At 40.5% G+C, this 16,006-nt stretch carries 17 protein-coding genes; 13 read left to right on the top strand and 4 right to left on the bottom strand.

The window, feature by feature from the left end:
* Positions 1–14: 14 nt before the first annotated feature.
* A complete protein-coding gene (locus tag Arg41_RS00880; RefSeq protein WP_092342624.1) occupies positions 15–353 on the top strand; it encodes a hypothetical protein in 339 nt (112 codons plus the stop codon).
* Positions 350–661, top strand: coding sequence for a c-type cytochrome (locus Arg41_RS00875; protein WP_092342622.1), 312 nt, complete (start codon positions 350–352; stop codon positions 659–661). Before Arg41_RS00880 ends, Arg41_RS00875 begins: the two co-directional genes overlap by 4 nt.
* On the opposite strand, the gene Arg41_RS00870 is transcribed toward Arg41_RS00875, so the two are convergent.
* Complete coding sequence (locus Arg41_RS00870; RefSeq protein ID WP_092342620.1) at positions 639–2,654, bottom strand: ATP-dependent helicase; 2,016 nt, start codon at positions 2,652–2,654, stop codon at positions 639–641. The two genes, Arg41_RS00875 and Arg41_RS00870, sit on opposite strands and share 23 nt — an antisense overlap.
* 37 nt (positions 2,655–2,691) lie before the next feature.
* The gene (locus tag Arg41_RS00865; protein WP_092342618.1) at positions 2,692–3,951 is read right to left on the bottom strand and encodes an adenylate/guanylate cyclase domain-containing protein; all 1,260 of its coding nucleotides are present in this window, start codon (positions 3,949–3,951) and stop codon (positions 2,692–2,694) included.
* A 121-nt stretch (positions 3,952–4,072) separates the two neighbouring features.
* Here Arg41_RS00865 and Arg41_RS00860 point away from each other — a divergent pair, with 121 nt between their 5' ends.
* The 10 genes from Arg41_RS00860 to murA are packed head-to-tail and all read left to right on the top strand — an operon-like array spanning position 4,073 to position 11,244.
* On the top strand, positions 4,073–4,885 hold the full coding sequence (locus Arg41_RS00860) for an ABC transporter ATP-binding protein (RefSeq protein ID WP_092490414.1): 813 nt from the start codon (positions 4,073–4,075) through the stop codon (positions 4,883–4,885).
* Positions 4,882–5,658, top strand: coding sequence for an MlaE family lipid ABC transporter permease subunit (locus tag Arg41_RS00855; protein ID WP_242641361.1), 777 nt, complete (start codon positions 4,882–4,884; stop codon positions 5,656–5,658). The genes Arg41_RS00860 and Arg41_RS00855 overlap by 4 nt, the downstream gene beginning before the upstream one ends.
* Positions 5,659–5,712: 54 nt before the next feature.
* On the top strand, positions 5,713–6,171 hold the full coding sequence (gene mlaD, locus Arg41_RS00850) for an outer membrane lipid asymmetry maintenance protein MlaD (RefSeq protein WP_092342614.1): 459 nt from the start codon (positions 5,713–5,715) through the stop codon (positions 6,169–6,171).
* 39 nt (positions 6,172–6,210) lie between these two features.
* Positions 6,211–6,963: an MlaA family lipoprotein gene (locus Arg41_RS00845; RefSeq protein WP_157722206.1), complete on the top strand. Its 753-nt coding sequence runs from the start codon at positions 6,211–6,213 to the stop codon at positions 6,961–6,963.
* Positions 6,964–6,992: 29 nt separating this feature from the next.
* Entirely contained in the window at positions 6,993–7,760 is a 768-nt protein-coding gene (locus Arg41_RS00840; RefSeq protein ID WP_092342610.1) for an MlaC/ttg2D family ABC transporter substrate-binding protein, read from the top strand.
* Positions 7,761–7,794: 34 nt separating this feature from the next.
* Positions 7,795–8,046 (top strand): hypothetical protein, encoded by a 252-nt coding sequence (locus Arg41_RS00835; protein WP_141663162.1) that lies wholly within the window; start codon positions 7,795–7,797, stop codon positions 8,044–8,046.
* On the top strand, positions 8,043–8,957 hold the full coding sequence (locus Arg41_RS00830) for an ABC transporter ATP-binding protein (protein WP_092342606.1): 915 nt from the start codon (positions 8,043–8,045) through the stop codon (positions 8,955–8,957). The genes Arg41_RS00835 and Arg41_RS00830 overlap by 4 nt, the downstream gene beginning before the upstream one ends.
* Positions 8,954–9,709: an ABC transporter permease gene (locus Arg41_RS00825; RefSeq protein ID WP_092342604.1), complete on the top strand. Its 756-nt coding sequence runs from the start codon at positions 8,954–8,956 to the stop codon at positions 9,707–9,709. The genes Arg41_RS00830 and Arg41_RS00825 overlap by 4 nt, the downstream gene beginning before the upstream one ends.
* 9 nt (positions 9,710–9,718) lie before the next feature.
* Positions 9,719–9,970, top strand: a complete 252-nt coding sequence (locus Arg41_RS00820; protein ID WP_092342602.1) for a BolA family protein — start codon at positions 9,719–9,721, stop codon at positions 9,968–9,970.
* On the top strand, positions 9,967–11,244 hold the full coding sequence (gene murA, locus Arg41_RS00815; RefSeq protein ID WP_092342599.1) for a UDP-N-acetylglucosamine 1-carboxyvinyltransferase: 1,278 nt from the start codon (positions 9,967–9,969) through the stop codon (positions 11,242–11,244). Before Arg41_RS00820 ends, murA begins: the two co-directional genes overlap by 4 nt.
* A 4-nt stretch (positions 11,245–11,248) precedes the next feature.
* Here murA and Arg41_RS00810 read toward each other — a convergent pair whose 3' ends face one another.
* Entirely contained in the window at positions 11,249–12,601 is a 1,353-nt protein-coding gene (locus Arg41_RS00810; RefSeq protein ID WP_092486469.1) for a hypothetical protein, read from the bottom strand.
* Between the two features lie 242 nt (positions 12,602–12,843).
* Between Arg41_RS00810 and Arg41_RS00805 the strand changes: the two genes are divergently transcribed.
* Positions 12,844–14,823, top strand: coding sequence for a diguanylate cyclase domain-containing protein (locus Arg41_RS00805; protein ID WP_092342595.1), 1,980 nt, complete (start codon positions 12,844–12,846; stop codon positions 14,821–14,823).
* 4 nt (positions 14,824–14,827) lie between these two features.
* Here the strand turns inward: Arg41_RS00805 and tsaD are convergent, their stop codons facing one another.
* Entirely contained in the window at positions 14,828–15,901 is a 1,074-nt protein-coding gene (gene tsaD / locus Arg41_RS00800; protein WP_092342593.1) for a tRNA (adenosine(37)-N6)-threonylcarbamoyltransferase complex transferase subunit TsaD, read from the bottom strand.
* Positions 15,902–16,006: the final 105 nt, after the last annotated feature.

Raw genomic sequence — 16,006 nt, 5'->3', positions numbered from 1 at the left:
TTTATAAAATCGAGGTGGTTGAGGATATAGAAACATACAAAGCACGTCTATATGATATTATACGGCGGTTTCGTTGGGATGTTACTAGAAAAAGGAGAATCTTAGTGTCTGCGAAGAAAGTAAAGCCTGCTAAGATAATTATTGCTACGGTTTTGAGTTTTGTTATTCCCGTACTTTTTTGTATTTTGGCCGCACGATTTTCCATTCTTGCGTTGTCAGATCATATGATGGATAAACCAGGGATTATTGAGGGGACTAAGCAGCGTATCGAGCCAGTGGGAAAAGTTAAGGTAGTTGCAGATAATGTATCTGATACTAGTTCTGGGACTAAAGCTACAGGAAAGCCTCTATGATACATTTACTAAGAGTGTTGTTTTATGCCGGTTTATTCCACTGTGCCGTTTGCTTTTCTTCTATGACTGGGCAGCAAGTCTATCAGAAGGTGTGTATGGTGTGCCATGCTGCTGGTGTTGCGGGGGCGCCACGGTTTGGACAAAAGGCAGATTGGGAGAAGCATAAGCGGCCGCTTTCTGAGCTTTATGCCCATGCAATAAATGGATACGGGGTTATGCCTCCCAGAGGTGGAGCCTCTATTACAGATGAAGAAGTTAAGGCTGCGGTTGACTACATGCTTAAATCTAGTGGTATGGATCTGAAGTAGTACAAACAACCTTTTTTTTCTGAGAGCCTGAACTGCGCATTCTTTTTAAGTACTGTTGTTTTTCCTCATTTGATGGAATTTGGTTGTTCGACGTTTCTTTTGTGTTTAGTCCCATTTCTTCTATGAATCTTGATGGCGTGCTTTCTACTGATTCACCGCCTACCCGTCTTTTTTCGGTAAAGCTTATGGTTAATTCCCTTCGAGCTCTTGTTATTCCTACGTACATGAGACGACGTTCTTCATCTAGCAGATCGTTGTCAATGCATTCCTGGTGAGGTATTACGCCTTCGTTGCATCCAACGATGAATACATAGTCGAACTCCAGTCCTTTTGCTGCATGTAGTGTACTCATCTCTAATAATTTTTCCTTTGAGCTATTTTTTTGGGAAATTATGTTCATAAGAGTAATATTTTGTGTGATGGTGGACAGGTTGCGATCATCTTTGTTTTGTTGTCTCTCTATGAATTCACAAAAGCTTTTGATGTTTTCCCATCTTTTTGCAGCATCTCTTTCATTGAGATGCTCTAATAGGTAATCTTCGTAACGAATACTATCTATAATTTCACGTACTATGGTACCAGCCGGTTCAGATTGAGCGCGAAATTCAAGGTCATTGATGAAATTACCAAATAGTTTCAGTGTTTCAACTGCTTTTTCGTTTAAGTGAAATGTAAGTCCAGTCTCAAATACAGCCTCGAAGAGACTTATTTGTCGTTCTGAAGCATATTGGCTCAATTTCTCAAGCGTCGTCGGTCCTATTCCTCTTCGTGGCTTTGTGGCTGCACGTATAAATGAAACATCGTTGTCGTTGTTTACCATAAGACGTAGATAGGAAAGAATGTCTTTGATTTCTGTTCGATCGAAGAATGATTGTCCCCCAGAGAGATTATATGCAATGCCATTTTGTTGCAGATAGTTTTCAAATAGTCGCGATTGATAGTTGCTGCGATAAAGGATAGCGTATTGTGACCAGTTGCTATTGGTTGATAGTTGATGCTGTATGATATTCTCTATCGTTTGTTTTGCTTCTAGTTCCTCTGTTCTGTGAGAAGTAAGCGTGATGGGTTTTCCTTCCCCTAGTTGTGACCACAAGGTTTTTTCAAATATGGTGCCATTTTTTTGGATTAGGTTGTTTGCTGCTTTCAGTACAGAATTAGTTGAGCGATAATTTTGTTCCAATCGAACTATTTTAAGTTGAGGGTAATCTTGTTGTAGTAGTTTGATATTGTCGCGTGTTGCCCCGCGCCATGCATATATCGCCTGATCATCATCTCCAACGAATGTGCAATCCCCTTTTGGGTAACTTAATTTTTTAATTAGTTGGTACTGCACTAAGTTGGTATCTTGATATTCGTCTACTAGAAAATAACGAATGCGGTTCTGCCAAAATCGTAGACGTTCTGGATAATTTTCGAAAAGTTTTAATGGAAGGGTAATTAGATCATCAAAATCAACTGCTTGATACCCTCTTAGAGCTTTTTGGTAACGTTCATATATTAGTGCAATTTGGGTGTCTTCTTCTGTTTTAGCCGATAAAAGTGCTTCATCAGGAAAAATATTATTGTTTTTCCAGTTTGATATTTTGTTCTTAATTTTGGACAAATGGCTTTGACGGTTATTGGATGTTATATCCTGTAATGTCACAATGGCATCATGGCTATCAAAGATGGAGAACTGATTTTTTAGTCCCAATAATGACGCTTCATGGCGCAGAATTTGTAGGCCCATAGTATGGAAAGTAGATATCATGGGAGCAGTACGTGTACCCAAAGGAACTAATTTATTCAAACGTTCCCGCATTTCTCTTGCGGATTTGTTGGTAAATGTTATGGCGGCTATTTGGCTTGGGTTGCAGTACTGAATGTCTATCAAGTGTTTTATTTTGTACCCAATTACTCGTGTTTTTCCACTTCCGGCTCCAGCAATGACCAGCAACGCTCCTCCTAGAAAGTCTACTGCTTCTCTTTGCTGTGAATTAAGTTCATTGGTCATCTGTGGTCTTTCTGTTACGATACTGTGGTAAAAATGCCTATTTTAGGGGGTAGGCCAAGCATTTTCCCTTTCCTTTTAACCAAATCTCTTGAGGTTCATCAAATAGATCAGGACTTTGGCAAAGATTGTAGGTGGTTTCGTCGACAAGTATGCTCTGAGGATTTCCTTCATTACTCAGCCGGCTAGCTATGTTGACCGTATCTCCCCATACATCGAATATAAATTTCCTCGAACCAAGAACCCCAGCTACTACGGGTCCAGTGCTTATTCCAACTCGTAGCTGAAGTTTATGTGGATTTTGTCTGGATAGCTCCTCTATGATAGTTTTCATTTTGAATGCTAATTCTACTGCTGCCAAGGATGGATTATTGGGGCTTTCTGGAGATATTCCGCCGGCAACCATGTACGAGTCACCGTTTGTTTTAATTTTCTCTAGGTACTTTTCGTTAGTGATTTTATCAAATTCGAGAAAGATTTTATTTATCATCCTAAATAACTGAGACGGCGCAACTTTGTGTGCAATTTGTGTGAATCCCACCAAATCAGCAAATAAAATTGTTGCATGGCCGAAACGATCAGCAATTATTTGCTCACCCTTTTTTAACCTCAATATGACGCGTAATGGTAGGGTATTCAGCAATATCTCTTCTGTTTTTAGTCTTTCTTCAATTTCAATGGATGCTTGTGATATAACTTTTTTCAACTTAGTGTTTTGGTTTTTTGCATGTGTTGAGTACATGAGTAGAGAGACGGAGAATAATAAAATTAGATTTTGTTGATATGGGCTTTGCCACATCATAGTGGCGGTTGTGCTGCTTGGTGAAACATGTAAGTTTAAGTACCAGGCGCTTATGAAAGCTACTAGCGATAGGGTGTACGCCCACAACCATGCAATTTTGTTGCGAAAATTATGGAATAAACTGCTATAGGTTACGAATAGCATGGCCCATGGTACCGAAAATGTGAGATGGATAAATGACATTTGGTTGCTGCATATGGGTACTAGTGGGGTTGACCATAGGATCAGTAGGGCTATTACCTGATTGGGGGAGGAAACTGATTTTTTCTGCCAATATATTATCAAAGCAATTATCGTGTTAGTAACAGATAGCACAAAAAGTCCTTCTGACGTGCTTTTTACTGACACTGAGACTTTGTCAAGGTCATTAAAGCAGACTAGTAGCAGAGCTTGGGTAGCGCTTGCTATAGATGATAAGACGTGTAGGAGAACGTGTGGGGGCTTATGTCGGCGACTCAGCATCAAGGATATCATTGTTTTTTCAGGATGAAAGTACATAATTATAGGGTTATGGTATGGTAATATTTTTCCTGCGTCGCGTGTATAATAATACCTTTTGTGGATAAAATGCACAGAAACCTGTTAATAAAAACTCTGAACGAGGGAAGGAGATGATTTCATGCGTGCTTTCTCCTACAGAGCTATATATTTATCAGGTGTAGATTTTTTCCGTGGTCAAACAAAAGTTTTGTCCGATATAGGCTTTTCTGTTGGGGCTGGTGAGCTTGTTGCTGTTATGGGGCACAGTGGATGTGGTAAAACAACTCTTCTGGAGCTGGTCTCTGGGTTGTTGTTTCCAACGAAGGGTGTTGTTGAAATTTGCCATCGCAACTTAAATATTTGTACTACAGGTGAATTATTTGGTATCCGTCGCCAGATGGGGATACTATTTCAAACGGGTGCTTTGTTTGGTGATTTATCTGTGTTTGATAATGTAGCTTTTCCTCTTCGTGAGTTAACTTTTTTGCCAGAAGATGCCGTTCGTGATTTGACTTGGATGAAATTAGAGGCAGTTGGATTGAGATCAGCGGCTCAGCTATTTCCTGCTGAGCTATCTGGGGGCATGGCGCGTAGGGTGGCTCTGGCCCGTGCTGTTGCGCTCGATCCGCGTGTTTTGCTTTGTGATGAACCTTTTTCTGGCTTGGATCCTGTGTCCGTTCGTACTACCGCCAATCTTATTCGTTCCGTAACTGATATTTTTCGTTCAGCAACAATGGTGATTACTCACAATATCGGAGAGTCTATCCGCATATTTGACAGGATTTTTCTTCTGATGGGAGGTTCCTTGGTTTTTGATGGGTCTTCGGAGGATATGTTCTCTAGTGAAAATGAGATGGTTAAAAATTTTATAAGTGGTAAATTTGACAAATCACCATCTAAATCCGTTCCATTAAGTGATTTGACGTTGGCAGAAAACTTGAGGATTTCATGATATCTGCATATTGTTCTAGGATGATCATGAAATGGGCTGGAAAACCAGCCATATTAGGCCAGAGCGTTCGTTTTTTATGGGCCATTCTAGAGCAGTCAAGTTTGATGTATTTGCGTAGTTGGATGGAGCAGATACATTTTTGTGGGGTTTTGTCGTTACCAATAATTTTTCTATCTGGTTTTTTTGTTGGAATGGTTTTGGCCCTACAGATGTACTATGCTCTAAGCTACTATGGTGCTGTTGAAAGTGTGGGCTATTTAGTGGCATTGTCATTGGTTCGAGAATTGGGGCCTGTGGTGACGGCACTTTTGTATGCAGCTCGTACCGGGTCTGCCTTGACGGCATCTATTAGTATGATGAGGTCTCGTGAGGAAATTAAGGCCCTATCAGCGATGGGAATTAATATTTGGGAGAAGATTTTTTTTGTTCGGTTCGCATCTTCTGTTTTAGTTGTTCCAATGTTGGCAGTTTTGTTTTCGGTTGTTGGTATTTTAGGGTGTTATATTGTTTCAGTTTCTTGGTTCCATATAGATTCAGGGGTTTTTTGGCTGAATATTACTAATTCTTTGCTATTTATGAAGGATGTTGGCAACGGCATATTGAAGAGTTTTGTTTTTGGTATTGTGGTGACTTGGATATCCCTATTTTTGGGATATGTTTGTCCGCCAACTGTTGTTGGTATGTCTAGGGCTACAACACAAACAGTTGTGATGAGTTCACTACTTATTTTCATTTTAGATTTTATGATGACTTCATTTATGTTTTCAATTTGATGATTGGATTATGTAGTCTCAAAATCACAAGAAGATCAGAGGGGGTGATTTCTTATGGAATACCGTCGTTATGATTTGACCGTTGGTTTCTTTTTCTTGCTGGCATTTGTTGGGCTTTTTTTCATTTCTGCTATGGCTACTAGGGGTGTTTCTTTTTGGGAGCGGGAAAAATATTATGAGGTAACGGCAGTTTTTCAAAATGTTGGGCAACTGAGCGTAGGATCGCCAGTAAAGAGTAGCGGTGTTTTGGTTGGTAGGGTTGTTGACATTGATCTAGACCCTAAGACTTACCAGGCTGTTGTTCGCATGCATATCAGTGATTTTTACCATTTCCCCATAGATTCAACGGCATCGATTTTGACTACTGGTCTGCTGGGGGTTCAATTCATAGGGTTAGAAGCTGGTTTAGATTCCAATTTCCTGAAAGATGGTGATAGGATTTTTCATACTCAATCAGCTTGGTTTCTAGAAAAAGTGTTATCACAGTTCCTAGTTAATCACTTAAACAAGTAAATGTTACATATTACGAAAACTTTATTTCTGTGGTACCTGGTGGCAGCGCTGCTGGGTAGTAGAGTGTCTTTTTCTGCTCCTTTCTCTGACAAACCGGTTAATGGAGATTCTGTTGCTGTTGTCAGGAGAGGGTACGTTTTGATGGATCCATGGGAGAATTATAATAGAAAAAATTATAGGTCTAGTTGCAAGATTAATGATGAGATTGCGCGTCCATTATCGATAGCGTATGTTAAAAAATTACCTTCTTTTGTGCCGCTAGTAGTAAACAATTTTTTCGAAAATGTAAATGATGTTAGAACTGTTGTTAATGATCTTTTACAGGCAAGATTAGGAAAGTTTTTTTCTGATTTTATTCGTGTGCTGCTCAACACTTTTTTTGGAGTGTTTGGGTTGGGAGATGCTGCTGGTGTGTTGGGGTGGTCAAAAAATTACCAGGATTTTGGTTTGACGTTAGCGCGATGGGGTTTTTCTCCTGGTCCTTACTTGTTTTTACCTATTATCGGTCCAGCTACCATGCGTTCAGGCATAGGATCCTTGGTTGATCAAGTATGGGATCCGGTGTTGTATCTTCCTGGTAGATTTTTTCTTTTATTTTTATGGGGTGTAAATAATTTATCCAATTTAGTTTCCGTGGAATCATTGGTGCTTTCATCAATAATAGATAGGTATACTTTTATTCGTTCTGCATATTGGCAGCGACGTGTGTATCTGATGACTGACGGTGATTTTTACAAAAATGTTTTGTCACAGTTGGAGTTGGATGAAATTATGAAAGATCCACTAAAATAATTCAGTTGCAAAACAAGAAAGGATGAGTAATGATTTTAAGAAGGCTGTGCGGTTTGTGTTTGGTGTCCTTACTGTTGCTGCTGGTATCAGATGTTTTTGCCAGAACTGCTGGTTCTTTTTCTGATCTGGACAAGAAGGGTGTTAAGGAAGTCAAAAAGGGAGTTGTTTTAGCAAATAAGCCATCTTCCGAAAATTCGATGCTGTGGTCGGAGTTGTCTCATTGTCAGGATGAAGATGGTGGACAGTCTGCTAAAACTCCTGCGTTGCTTATAGAGTGCCTTTCGGATCGTTTTCTTACTTTGTTGAAAAAAAGTAAGGTCGATAGGTCTTTGCAGCGTGAAGTGGTTGATCACGGCCTGGAAGTTTCTGCTAGGTATTTTGATTTTTCGCGCATGACAGCGTTGGCTTTTGGTCGCAATTGGGGAGGGTTGACCATAGATCAAAGGCGCAAATTGATAGATGAATTTCGGGGGCTGTTGTTTCAAAATTATTCAGCTGGGTTGTCGAGATTTTTAGGATTCAAATCTTCTGTTGTTAGTTCCGATACTAATGATCGTCAGTCTATTGTTCGTACGTCTGTTAGTGACGGACAGCCTGATCATGCCACAAGGGTTGATTATTACCTTTTGCGTATTGATGGTAGGTGGATGATATATGATGTTTCGGTATCAGGTATAAGTTTGATTTCCAGTTATCGCCAGCAATTGGAGTCTGTTTATCAAACAAAAGGGTTCGATGGAGTTATGGTGTTTTTGCGTCAAATTAAGAAGGAGGGTAGTGAACGTGTGGTATCTTAGGGAGGATTGTCTTTTCCTAGAGGGACAATGGACCATGCAGCTCGTTGCCCATGAATTGTCTGTCATCACCGAGCGCGTTTCTTCACTAGAATTTTCCTGCGTTGATGGCGGAGGATTACTGGTGTGGGACTCTTTGGTATTGCTGTTTTTGCTCTCATGTCGGCGACAGCGCGACGTCGAATTTTGCAATTTTTCTGATGAGCTGCTTTCACTGTCGGATTTGTACGGCGTCCGCGCTCTTCTTTTCGATAAAGCTTCTACCCATCATAAGAACGTCACCGTATGACTGATTCTACAATATTGGAAGTTAATAATCTAACCAAATTTTACGGTTTATTTTGTGCCTTGAATGATGTTACGTTTTCTATACGTAGATCTGAGGTTTTTGGGTTGTTGGGTCCTAATGGTGCTGGTAAAACAACCATGATTAGCCTTATGGCGGGATTAGTTAAACCTTCTTCTGGAACTATTAAAATTGATGGACGTTTGGTTAGTGTTTCCTCTGTTGATACTCGTTGGTTGTTGGGTGTTGTGCCGCAGGAATTAGTTTACGATCCCTTTTTAAAGGTTCGTGAAGCTTTGGAGCTTCAGAGTGGCTTGTGTGGTGTTAGATCTAATGGTGCTTGGATCGATGAGCTATTGTATGAGCTTGGTTTGTCTGAAAAAGAAAAACAGATGATGGGTCGTTTGTCTGGGGGGATGAAACGCCGAGTTATGGTAGCGTTGGCCCTTGTTCATCGTCCACCTGTTATTGTGCTCGATGAGCCAACCGCGGGGGTTGATGTAGAGCATCGGTTGTCATTGTGGAAATTCATAAAGCGCCTTAATAAAGATGGCCATACTATTGTTTTGACTACACATTATTTGGCTGAAGCAGAGTTGTTGTGCGATCGATTGGCATTTATGCGTAATGGTTCGTTAATTAAAGTAGGTTCCCTTGGTGATCTTAATGAGGGTGGATCGATGTCTGTATCGTTTTTATTGCCAGATGGAGTGTTGTTGCCTGAGCAGTGGAAACATTTTTTGAAAAACCATGAAGAGGGTCGTTATCATTTGATTTTGGACCAATATGATCAGCTGGTCTCAATGTTGACAGATTTAGTTCCTCTTGGGATTTATCATCTTCTAGTTAGGCGTATGAGTTTGGAGGATTTGTATGTGCGGATTATGCAACCCACGATGAGGGATGTATTATGATGAAAGTAGGTACACTATTTTATAAGGAATGTTTGAGGTTTTTTCGCGTATTTGGTCAAACAGTTTTATCTCCTGCTTTTAACTCTGTTTTATATTTAGTTGTTTTTTCTCAAACTAATGCCTACAGCAGTTTCTCATGGCAAGGATGGGGGTACGTAGATTTTCTCATCCCTGGATTGTTTATTATGACAATGTTGCAAACTTCTTTTATGAATTCTTCAACTAGCTTGATATTAGCAAAAGTAACAGGAAATCTACACTTTTTGTTGATGGCTCCGATAGGGCCGTGGGGATTTTATTCTGCTTATGTTTTAGCCAGTGTTTTTCGGGCACTGATAGCAGGACTTTTTGTTTTGTTATCTTCCATGATGTTCTCTAGTATAACGATAAAAGAGCCATTTTACCTCATAGGGTTTTCTCTTTTGGGTTCTGCCATTATGGGTGGATTAGGTCTTACCGCGGGGATATGGGGTAGGGATTTTGATCATCATGCTTTTTTCAATAGCTTTGTCGTATTTCCGCTGACCTTTTTGTCAGCGGTGTTTTTCCCTTTTTCAAAATTGCCATCCATTTTTCAGCGTTTTTTGTTGGCTAATCCTATTTTTTTCATGGTTGATGGGGTAAGATTTGGTTTTTTAGGTGATTCTGACTGCGATCCTCACCGTGGTTTCGTTGTTCTTTTGGTTATTTTTGTTTGCATCTCTATTTTCAATTACTGTATCTTGGCGTCTGGTTACCGTCTGAGGGAATAGGATTTTTTTATGACTCCTGAGGATGTTCGCTCTTGTATAATGCAAGTTTTGGAAGATGAAGATTCTTTTGTGACTGTTGATGGTGCTGATGGTCGTCATTTTTCTGCTGTAGTTGTGAGCAAGCGATTTGATGGATTGACCTTGCTTCGTCGTCACCGCTTGGTCATGGTTGGTCTAGGTGATCGTATTGCAGCAGATGTTATTCATGCCCTTTCTTTGAGAACCTTTACGCCGTTAGAGTGGGAGAGAAGTGCTAAATGAGCTGTTTTTGCGTGAAAGGTGGAGTGAATTTAAAGGGCGAGATTGATGTTTCTGGTTCTAAGAATGCGATTCTTCCACTGCTTAGTTCTTGTTTGCTAACGTCATCTTCCGTTGTTTTTCATGGTGTTCCTCGATTGAGGGATGTTGAGACAATGATAGCTCTCTTGCGTGCCTTGGGTGTTGATGTGAGGTGGCAGTCGGCTCATTCGTTGAGTTTGTCCGCTAAAGAACTGACTAGCTGTGTTGTTCCCCTTTCTTTGGTTCGTGACATGCGTGCTTCTATTTTGGTCATAGGTCCTATTTTAGCTCGTCTAGGTCGCGTGGAGTTTCTCGAGCCAGGTGGGTGTGCTATTGGTCAGCGTCCAATTGATCAGCATCTGAAAGCTTTGTCTCGAATGGGGGTGATTTTTGATCACTTGGGCGATAGTATATTGGGTTCATGCACCAAATTGTCTGGTTCCTATGTTGTATTTGATTGTGTGACAGTTACGGGAACAGAGAATTTGATGATGGCTGCAGTTTTGGCCGATGGGGTAACTGTTTTAAATAGGGCAGCTTGTGAACCTGAGATTGTTGATTTAGCTAAATGCCTTAATCAAATGGGTGCTGACATAGAAGGTGCAGGCACTCCTACGATTCGCATTAAAGGGGTTTCATCACTATCCGGTGTGGAGTACAAAGTTATGCCAGATAGAATTGAGGCAGGAACCTATTTGTGTGCTGTTGCGGCTACCCGTGGGGAGTTGGTGCTAAGAGATGCTTGTCCATACCTTTCAAATGATGTACTTGATGCTTTTCGTGCGGCGGGTTGTGTAGTTAAAGTTTATGATGAGAGTACTATCTACATGAAGTCCTCTATGAAACTTTCTGGTGTCGATATTGTAACAGCACCGTATCCTGGCTTTCCTACGGATTTGCAGGCACCGTTCATGGTTGTGAATACAGTTGCTTCTGGTTTTTCTCGTGTGACAGAGAAAATTTTTGAGGGTCGGTTCATCCATGTTCCAGAGTTGCGGCGTTTCGGTTGTCGTGTATCTATTGAAGGGGATACTGCTTGTATTAATGGGGGGTACTTGTTGAGAGGAAGTATTGTTAATGCTCCTGATCTTCGTGCAGCAGCGGCACTTGTTATTGCTGCTATGTGTGCAGAAGGTACTAGTACTATTCAAAGAGCGGATTTTATTGAGCGGGGGTACGAATCTATGCCAGAAAAACTGGCGGCCCTGGGCGCTGTTGTGAAGAAATACGAGATGGAGCAGTGCATTCCAGGATGATTGGCTACTTTTCAATTACAAACCTTATGGTAAATGCTATGAATGCGGCGGATAGGATGGCTATCACGATGATAACCATGAGTATGGCGCCTGTCTCAAAGTTTGGGCACATTAGCTTTCTTGCTTTTTTAAGTAGATTCATTTTGTGTGATGGGTAGTGCTCAGATACTTCTGAAAACGAGAAAGTATCACAATATTTGTCTCCTAATAACCTCTCTTTGCTGTCTGTTTTATCTTCATATGGCGGGAAGGGGCACATCTTTTGAATGGAAATTGCATCGCAATCGGTACTTTCATTACTGCTTTTACTTTTTTCTTGCTCTTGTTTCCCCATGTATTTGTGCATAAATGATTCTGATTCTACCGGTGGGGCTAAGTTCTCCTGTTTTTCTTCCATAACGACTATCGGTTTATCCTGGCATGCGCGTGCTCTCTCTCTGCTTATATGTTCCAATATTATTGATTGTAAGGTTTGCTTTCCAAGCCTGTGTTTACTGTGTTTATGTACCATCCTATCCATGTACTCTTGCATTATGCAGTCTAAACTTTCCAGTTTTTCTGCAACGGATTTAGGGTTACCTTGGCCATCCTGCATTTCTTCCTGCATATAGAGTTTTACCATTGATTCCAAGATTTCCAGTTTTTTTCTGAAACTTTCTTGTTCATCACTTTCATCATCGGCATAGTGTCTTCCCTTCTGCAAAATGGATAGGCACTTTTTAGCAGTTTCTACAACTATACTTTCATCTTCCAGGTGCTCTGAGGGTATCTCTCTTACCAGGGTTAATACTTTTTCAACCTTTCTGGGGAGTAATTCTAACGAGATTTCGTCGCATAGATATTTCTCGCTAAAACTATCACTTGAAGAAACTACCAAGTTTTTTATCGCACTTAGCAGTATTGATTTCGGGGATGAGTGGTTAAGGAAAGATCCTTCTTTATGACACAGTGAACGGAGTTTTTCGATGGCTTTAGTAGATGGTTCTATAGAGCATGTTGTAGAGGTGTGTGATCCTATAATCGCAGCTCCGTGATAAACCCTATAATGGGAGAGAGTAATTTTTCGGAGCCATGACAAACTGAATTGCCGCACAGCATCTCCGATATTTGCGGAGTCGCTTTCTTTTTTGGGGTTTTCATTTTTGACTACCACATTTGCTTCTATAGGATAAGTTTTCCCATTACTTGCCCAAAGGGACTGTGTTTCTTGTTCCACATAGCAGCTGTCATCATGGCTAGCTTCTTGAGAATCTTCCCCCGCCGCCGCACAGTCATCAAAAGAATAACAATTACAGGTTATCATTAGATCCCGATCTTTCTGTTTCCTAAAGGTGTTTTTTCTTAAGCGGTCAATCATATCACTCTGACACTAAAACAGCATTACATACATTGATAACGTGACTAATTTATTGTTTTCATATGGCATTTTAACGTATAGATAGTGACACAATGTTTTGATTCAACAGTCATCACTATATGCTGTCTTTGTCATTATTATTATAGGGGTGGGATCAGTGATTTTCCAAGCATGTAGTACCATTCCATCAGTTATTGTTTACTCATCGTAGAAATTAAACCATTTATTTATTGTGTGTCTATATGCATTCTCAGTCTAATATTTCCTATGTTGACAGGATGGTTTATTTGGACCGTTTGTTGCAAACAGGTCAACTTGTTTCTACGTCTTGGTTTATTACAGTACCTTTGATTATAGGTATGTGCATACCAATGCTGGAGAGTAATCACAAAATTTCGGTTCTTTCATGGGTGGTGTTGGCTATTTTGTTGGCAACTGCTAGGGTTTTTGTCGCTATTTCCTTAAAACGATGCACTTTGGAGAGTAATTTGCAACGTTTTGAAGTTGTGCATTCTGTAGTTGGCATGGTCAGTGCTCTAGCGATCAGTTTGGGGTTGGTGAAATTTTCAGCCATATTACCTATTTCTTGGCAAATGATGTACACCTCTATAAGTGCCGTTTTGGCTATGGGTACGGCATTCACTCTTTTGTATACTGCAATGGGTTTTTTCTTCTATATGCCCAGTGTAGTTTTGCCTATAGGCATAGCCCAAATTTTTCATCCCGACAAAGCTGTTAGAGCTTTGGGTGTTATGAGCATAATCATGGTTCCAATTTTGGCTGTGTATTACCTTAGGCAATATAAAGTGGTAGCAAAGGGAATGCGTGTATTTTACGAAAACAAGGCGTTGTTTGAAAGGCAAAAATCTATTTTTGATGCGGCTCCAAACGGGATTATTGTTTCCAGAAAAGGAATAATAGTAAATGCCAATGATTATGTTTCAAGAATGTTTGGTTATGAAATGTCGGAGATAATAGGAAAAAATATCGATAAGTTATTTCTGGATTCAGATGTTCTACATAAACTCTATTCGGCTATGATTAAATTTTCCGACGATAGGCGTTCCAATCAAGAAACAATGGAGGTAGAGGCTGTTTATTCTGATGGTAGGAATTTTTGGGTGGGGGTAGTTTGTAGTCCAATTAAGGATTTAGGTGCAAAGGAGGAAGAGGGGATTGTTTGGATTATATCCGATTTGACAGAGAGGATGATTGTTGAAGATCGTGTTCGTAAACAGCAAGCTATGTATCAGGGGTTGGTTGAGGCCTCCAAGGATTTGGTATTTTATCTGGATAACGACTTTTGTTTTGCCTATGCCAACCCGCGGGGTTCAATGAGAGTTTTGGGGAGATATTCGGATGATTTGATTGGATCATATGTCGGAGATATTATTAATCACGATGGTGAAAACTCCTTTGACGAGAATGTGTTAACTAAAGTAATTGAATTAGGAACAATGTTTGAACAAGAAGTAAATATGCTTCACCCGGATGGGGATGTAAAGTTAATTAAGTTAAGTTTGTCCCCAATTAGGTCTTTGGATGGCGCTTTGATGGGTATTGCGGGAATGGCGACTGATATTACTCCCAGTAAAGAAATAGAAGATCACATGTTATATCTTGCAATGCATGATGAGCTGACTGGATTGCCTAACCGGCGCTTATTTACGGATCGCCTGCAACAAGCAATTCGTCAATTTGATCGCTATGATGGTGAGTTGGCTGTTTTAATGCTTGATTTAGATCGTTTTAAGCTTGTCAATGATACTCTAGGACATAGTGTTGGTGATCGTGTTCTAGAGATGACAGCGTATCGTCTTCGTTCTGTTCTGCGTGCTTCCGATACTGTGGCTCGTTTAGGCGGTGACGAGTTTATTATTCTACTACCTAGCATACTGAATGTTGACCATGTTAAGGATGTTGCTCAAAAAGTTGTTGATTCTGTCGGTGAACCGCTCATGATCAGTGGGCAGCATGTGCAGATATACGCCAGTGTTGGAGTAAGTTTGTACCCGAGAGATGGAAGCACTGCGGAAGTTTTGGTTGGGGTTGCAGATGAGGCTATGTACAAATCTAAGCAATCAGGGTGTAATTGCTATACTATGTATAGTGAAATGACAAAAGATAAAAAGCCAAAGCTCGATGATGTTGCTAAGCGTGGTTTTGATGGTGATGTGGAAAATTTTGGCGATAGAAAGCAACAGAGTGAGTCTGCTTGTTGATAGTTCACGGATTTGTGGTTGCTAGGGGCCATCTTGGTAGTACTAGTGGTTGTTTGGCAATTGAACATCGATTCCACTCTGTGCCGATTTTCATGTACTGTGCTGCTGCGTGGGCAATCATGATTCCGTTGTCTGTGCAAAGGCGGTTTTCAGGGAAGAAATACTGCAAGTCATTTTTTTCAGCCATGTCTTTAGCTTTATTTCGTAGGGTGAGATTTGCGCTTACTCCTCCGGTAACCGCAAATTTTTTGAGACCGGTTTGGTCACAGGCTTTTCTTATTTTTTCTATAATTGTTTCCACACAAGCTTTTTCAAATGAATAAGCGATGGATATTTTGTGATCTTTTGTAATGGGTTGTGGTAGTTTCTGTACTACTAATCTTACGGCAGTTTTAATGCCACTGAAACTCATGTTGAGGTTAGAGCTGTGTATCATAGGACGTGGTAACTGTATTTCTTGATGCACTGATGCTGTGAATTCTTTTGATAAGGTGCTTATTGCCGGTCCTCCGGGGTAGCCCAATCCAAGTAATTTAGCTGTTTTATCAAAAGCCTCTCCTATAGCGTCGTCTTGTGTTTCACCAAGTAGGTCATACTTACCAAGACTGATTACGGAGAAGAGTTGGGTATGCCCCCCAGAAATCAGTACCCCTAGGTATGGAAAGGACAGAGATGTGTTATTGATCATGGGGCTCAGGAGATGGGCTTCTAGATGATGTATTCCCATCAGAGGGGTTTCATTGGCCCAGGACAAACCCTGAGCGAATGCAGCTCCAACCATTAAAGAGCCGGCTAGTCCAGGACCGCGGGTGTAAGCTATCATGGATATATCTTTGAAAGAAATATTTGGTGCCATAAACATGCTGTCGAATAATGATGTGATTTTATTTGCATGATCTCGTGATGCAATTTCTGGTACTACTCCACCATACTTAGCATGTATGTCAATCTGTGATGATAGGGCTTCTGCTAAAAGTCCTTTTCGTGTATCGTATAGTGCTAGTCCGGTTTCGTCGCACGAGGTTTCGATGCCTAATATTATGTGGGATGTTTGCGGGTTTTTTGGGGTGGATTTCATGGATTATCCTGTCTGATAATTTGGTTATACTTGATTGCAATTTTTGAATCAGTCTTCCATACTAACTGAGACTGAATGGGGTTTGTATTTTTTTTCTAGGAAGGT

The sequence above is a fragment of the Candidatus Ichthyocystis hellenicum genome (assembly GCF_001460935.1).
Classification (GTDB): domain Bacteria; phylum Pseudomonadota; class Gammaproteobacteria; order Burkholderiales; family 2013Ark19i; genus Ichthyocystis; species Ichthyocystis hellenicum.
The sequence above is the reverse complement of the archived record's forward strand: the minus strand, read 5'-3'. Positions and strand labels throughout refer to the sequence as shown.

What these genes read in the sequence shown, in the direction of transcription:
- Arg41_RS00875 (WP_092342622.1), top strand. Translation starts at nt 350, where the DNA reads ATGATACATTTACTAAGAGTGTTGTTTTATGCCGGTTTATTCCACTGT.
- Arg41_RS00825 (WP_092342604.1), top strand. Translation starts at nt 8,954, where the DNA reads ATGATGAAAGTAGGTACACTATTTTATAAGGAATGTTTGAGGTTTTTT.
- Arg41_RS00830 (WP_092342606.1), top strand. Translation starts at nt 8,043, where the DNA reads ATGACTGATTCTACAATATTGGAAGTTAATAATCTAACCAAATTTTAC.
- Arg41_RS00835 (WP_141663162.1), top strand. Translation starts at nt 7,795, where the DNA reads ATGCAGCTCGTTGCCCATGAATTGTCTGTCATCACCGAGCGCGTTTCT.
- Arg41_RS00820 (WP_092342602.1), top strand. Translation starts at nt 9,719, where the DNA reads ATGACTCCTGAGGATGTTCGCTCTTGTATAATGCAAGTTTTGGAAGAT.
- murA (WP_092342599.1), top strand. Translation starts at nt 9,967, where the DNA reads ATGAGCTGTTTTTGCGTGAAAGGTGGAGTGAATTTAAAGGGCGAGATT.
- Arg41_RS00840 (WP_092342610.1), top strand. Translation starts at nt 6,993, where the DNA reads ATGATTTTAAGAAGGCTGTGCGGTTTGTGTTTGGTGTCCTTACTGTTG.
- mlaD (WP_092342614.1), top strand. Translation starts at nt 5,713, where the DNA reads ATGGAATACCGTCGTTATGATTTGACCGTTGGTTTCTTTTTCTTGCTG.
- Arg41_RS00805 (WP_092342595.1), top strand. Translation starts at nt 12,844, where the DNA reads ATGCATTCTCAGTCTAATATTTCCTATGTTGACAGGATGGTTTATTTG.
- Arg41_RS00865 (WP_092342618.1), bottom strand. Translation starts at nt 3,951, where the DNA reads ATGTACTTTCATCCTGAAAAAACAATGATATCCTTGATGCTGAGTCGC.
- Arg41_RS00860 (WP_092490414.1), top strand. Translation starts at nt 4,073, where the DNA reads ATGCGTGCTTTCTCCTACAGAGCTATATATTTATCAGGTGTAGATTTT.
- Arg41_RS00810 (WP_092486469.1), bottom strand. Translation starts at nt 12,601, where the DNA reads ATGATTGACCGCTTAAGAAAAAACACCTTTAGGAAACAGAAAGATCGG.
- Arg41_RS00870 (WP_092342620.1), bottom strand. Translation starts at nt 2,654, where the DNA reads ATGACCAATGAACTTAATTCACAGCAAAGAGAAGCAGTAGACTTTCTA.
- Arg41_RS00855 (WP_242641361.1), top strand. Translation starts at nt 4,882, where the DNA reads ATGATATCTGCATATTGTTCTAGGATGATCATGAAATGGGCTGGAAAA.
- tsaD (WP_092342593.1), bottom strand. Translation starts at nt 15,901, where the DNA reads ATGAAATCCACCCCAAAAAACCCGCAAACATCCCACATAATATTAGGC.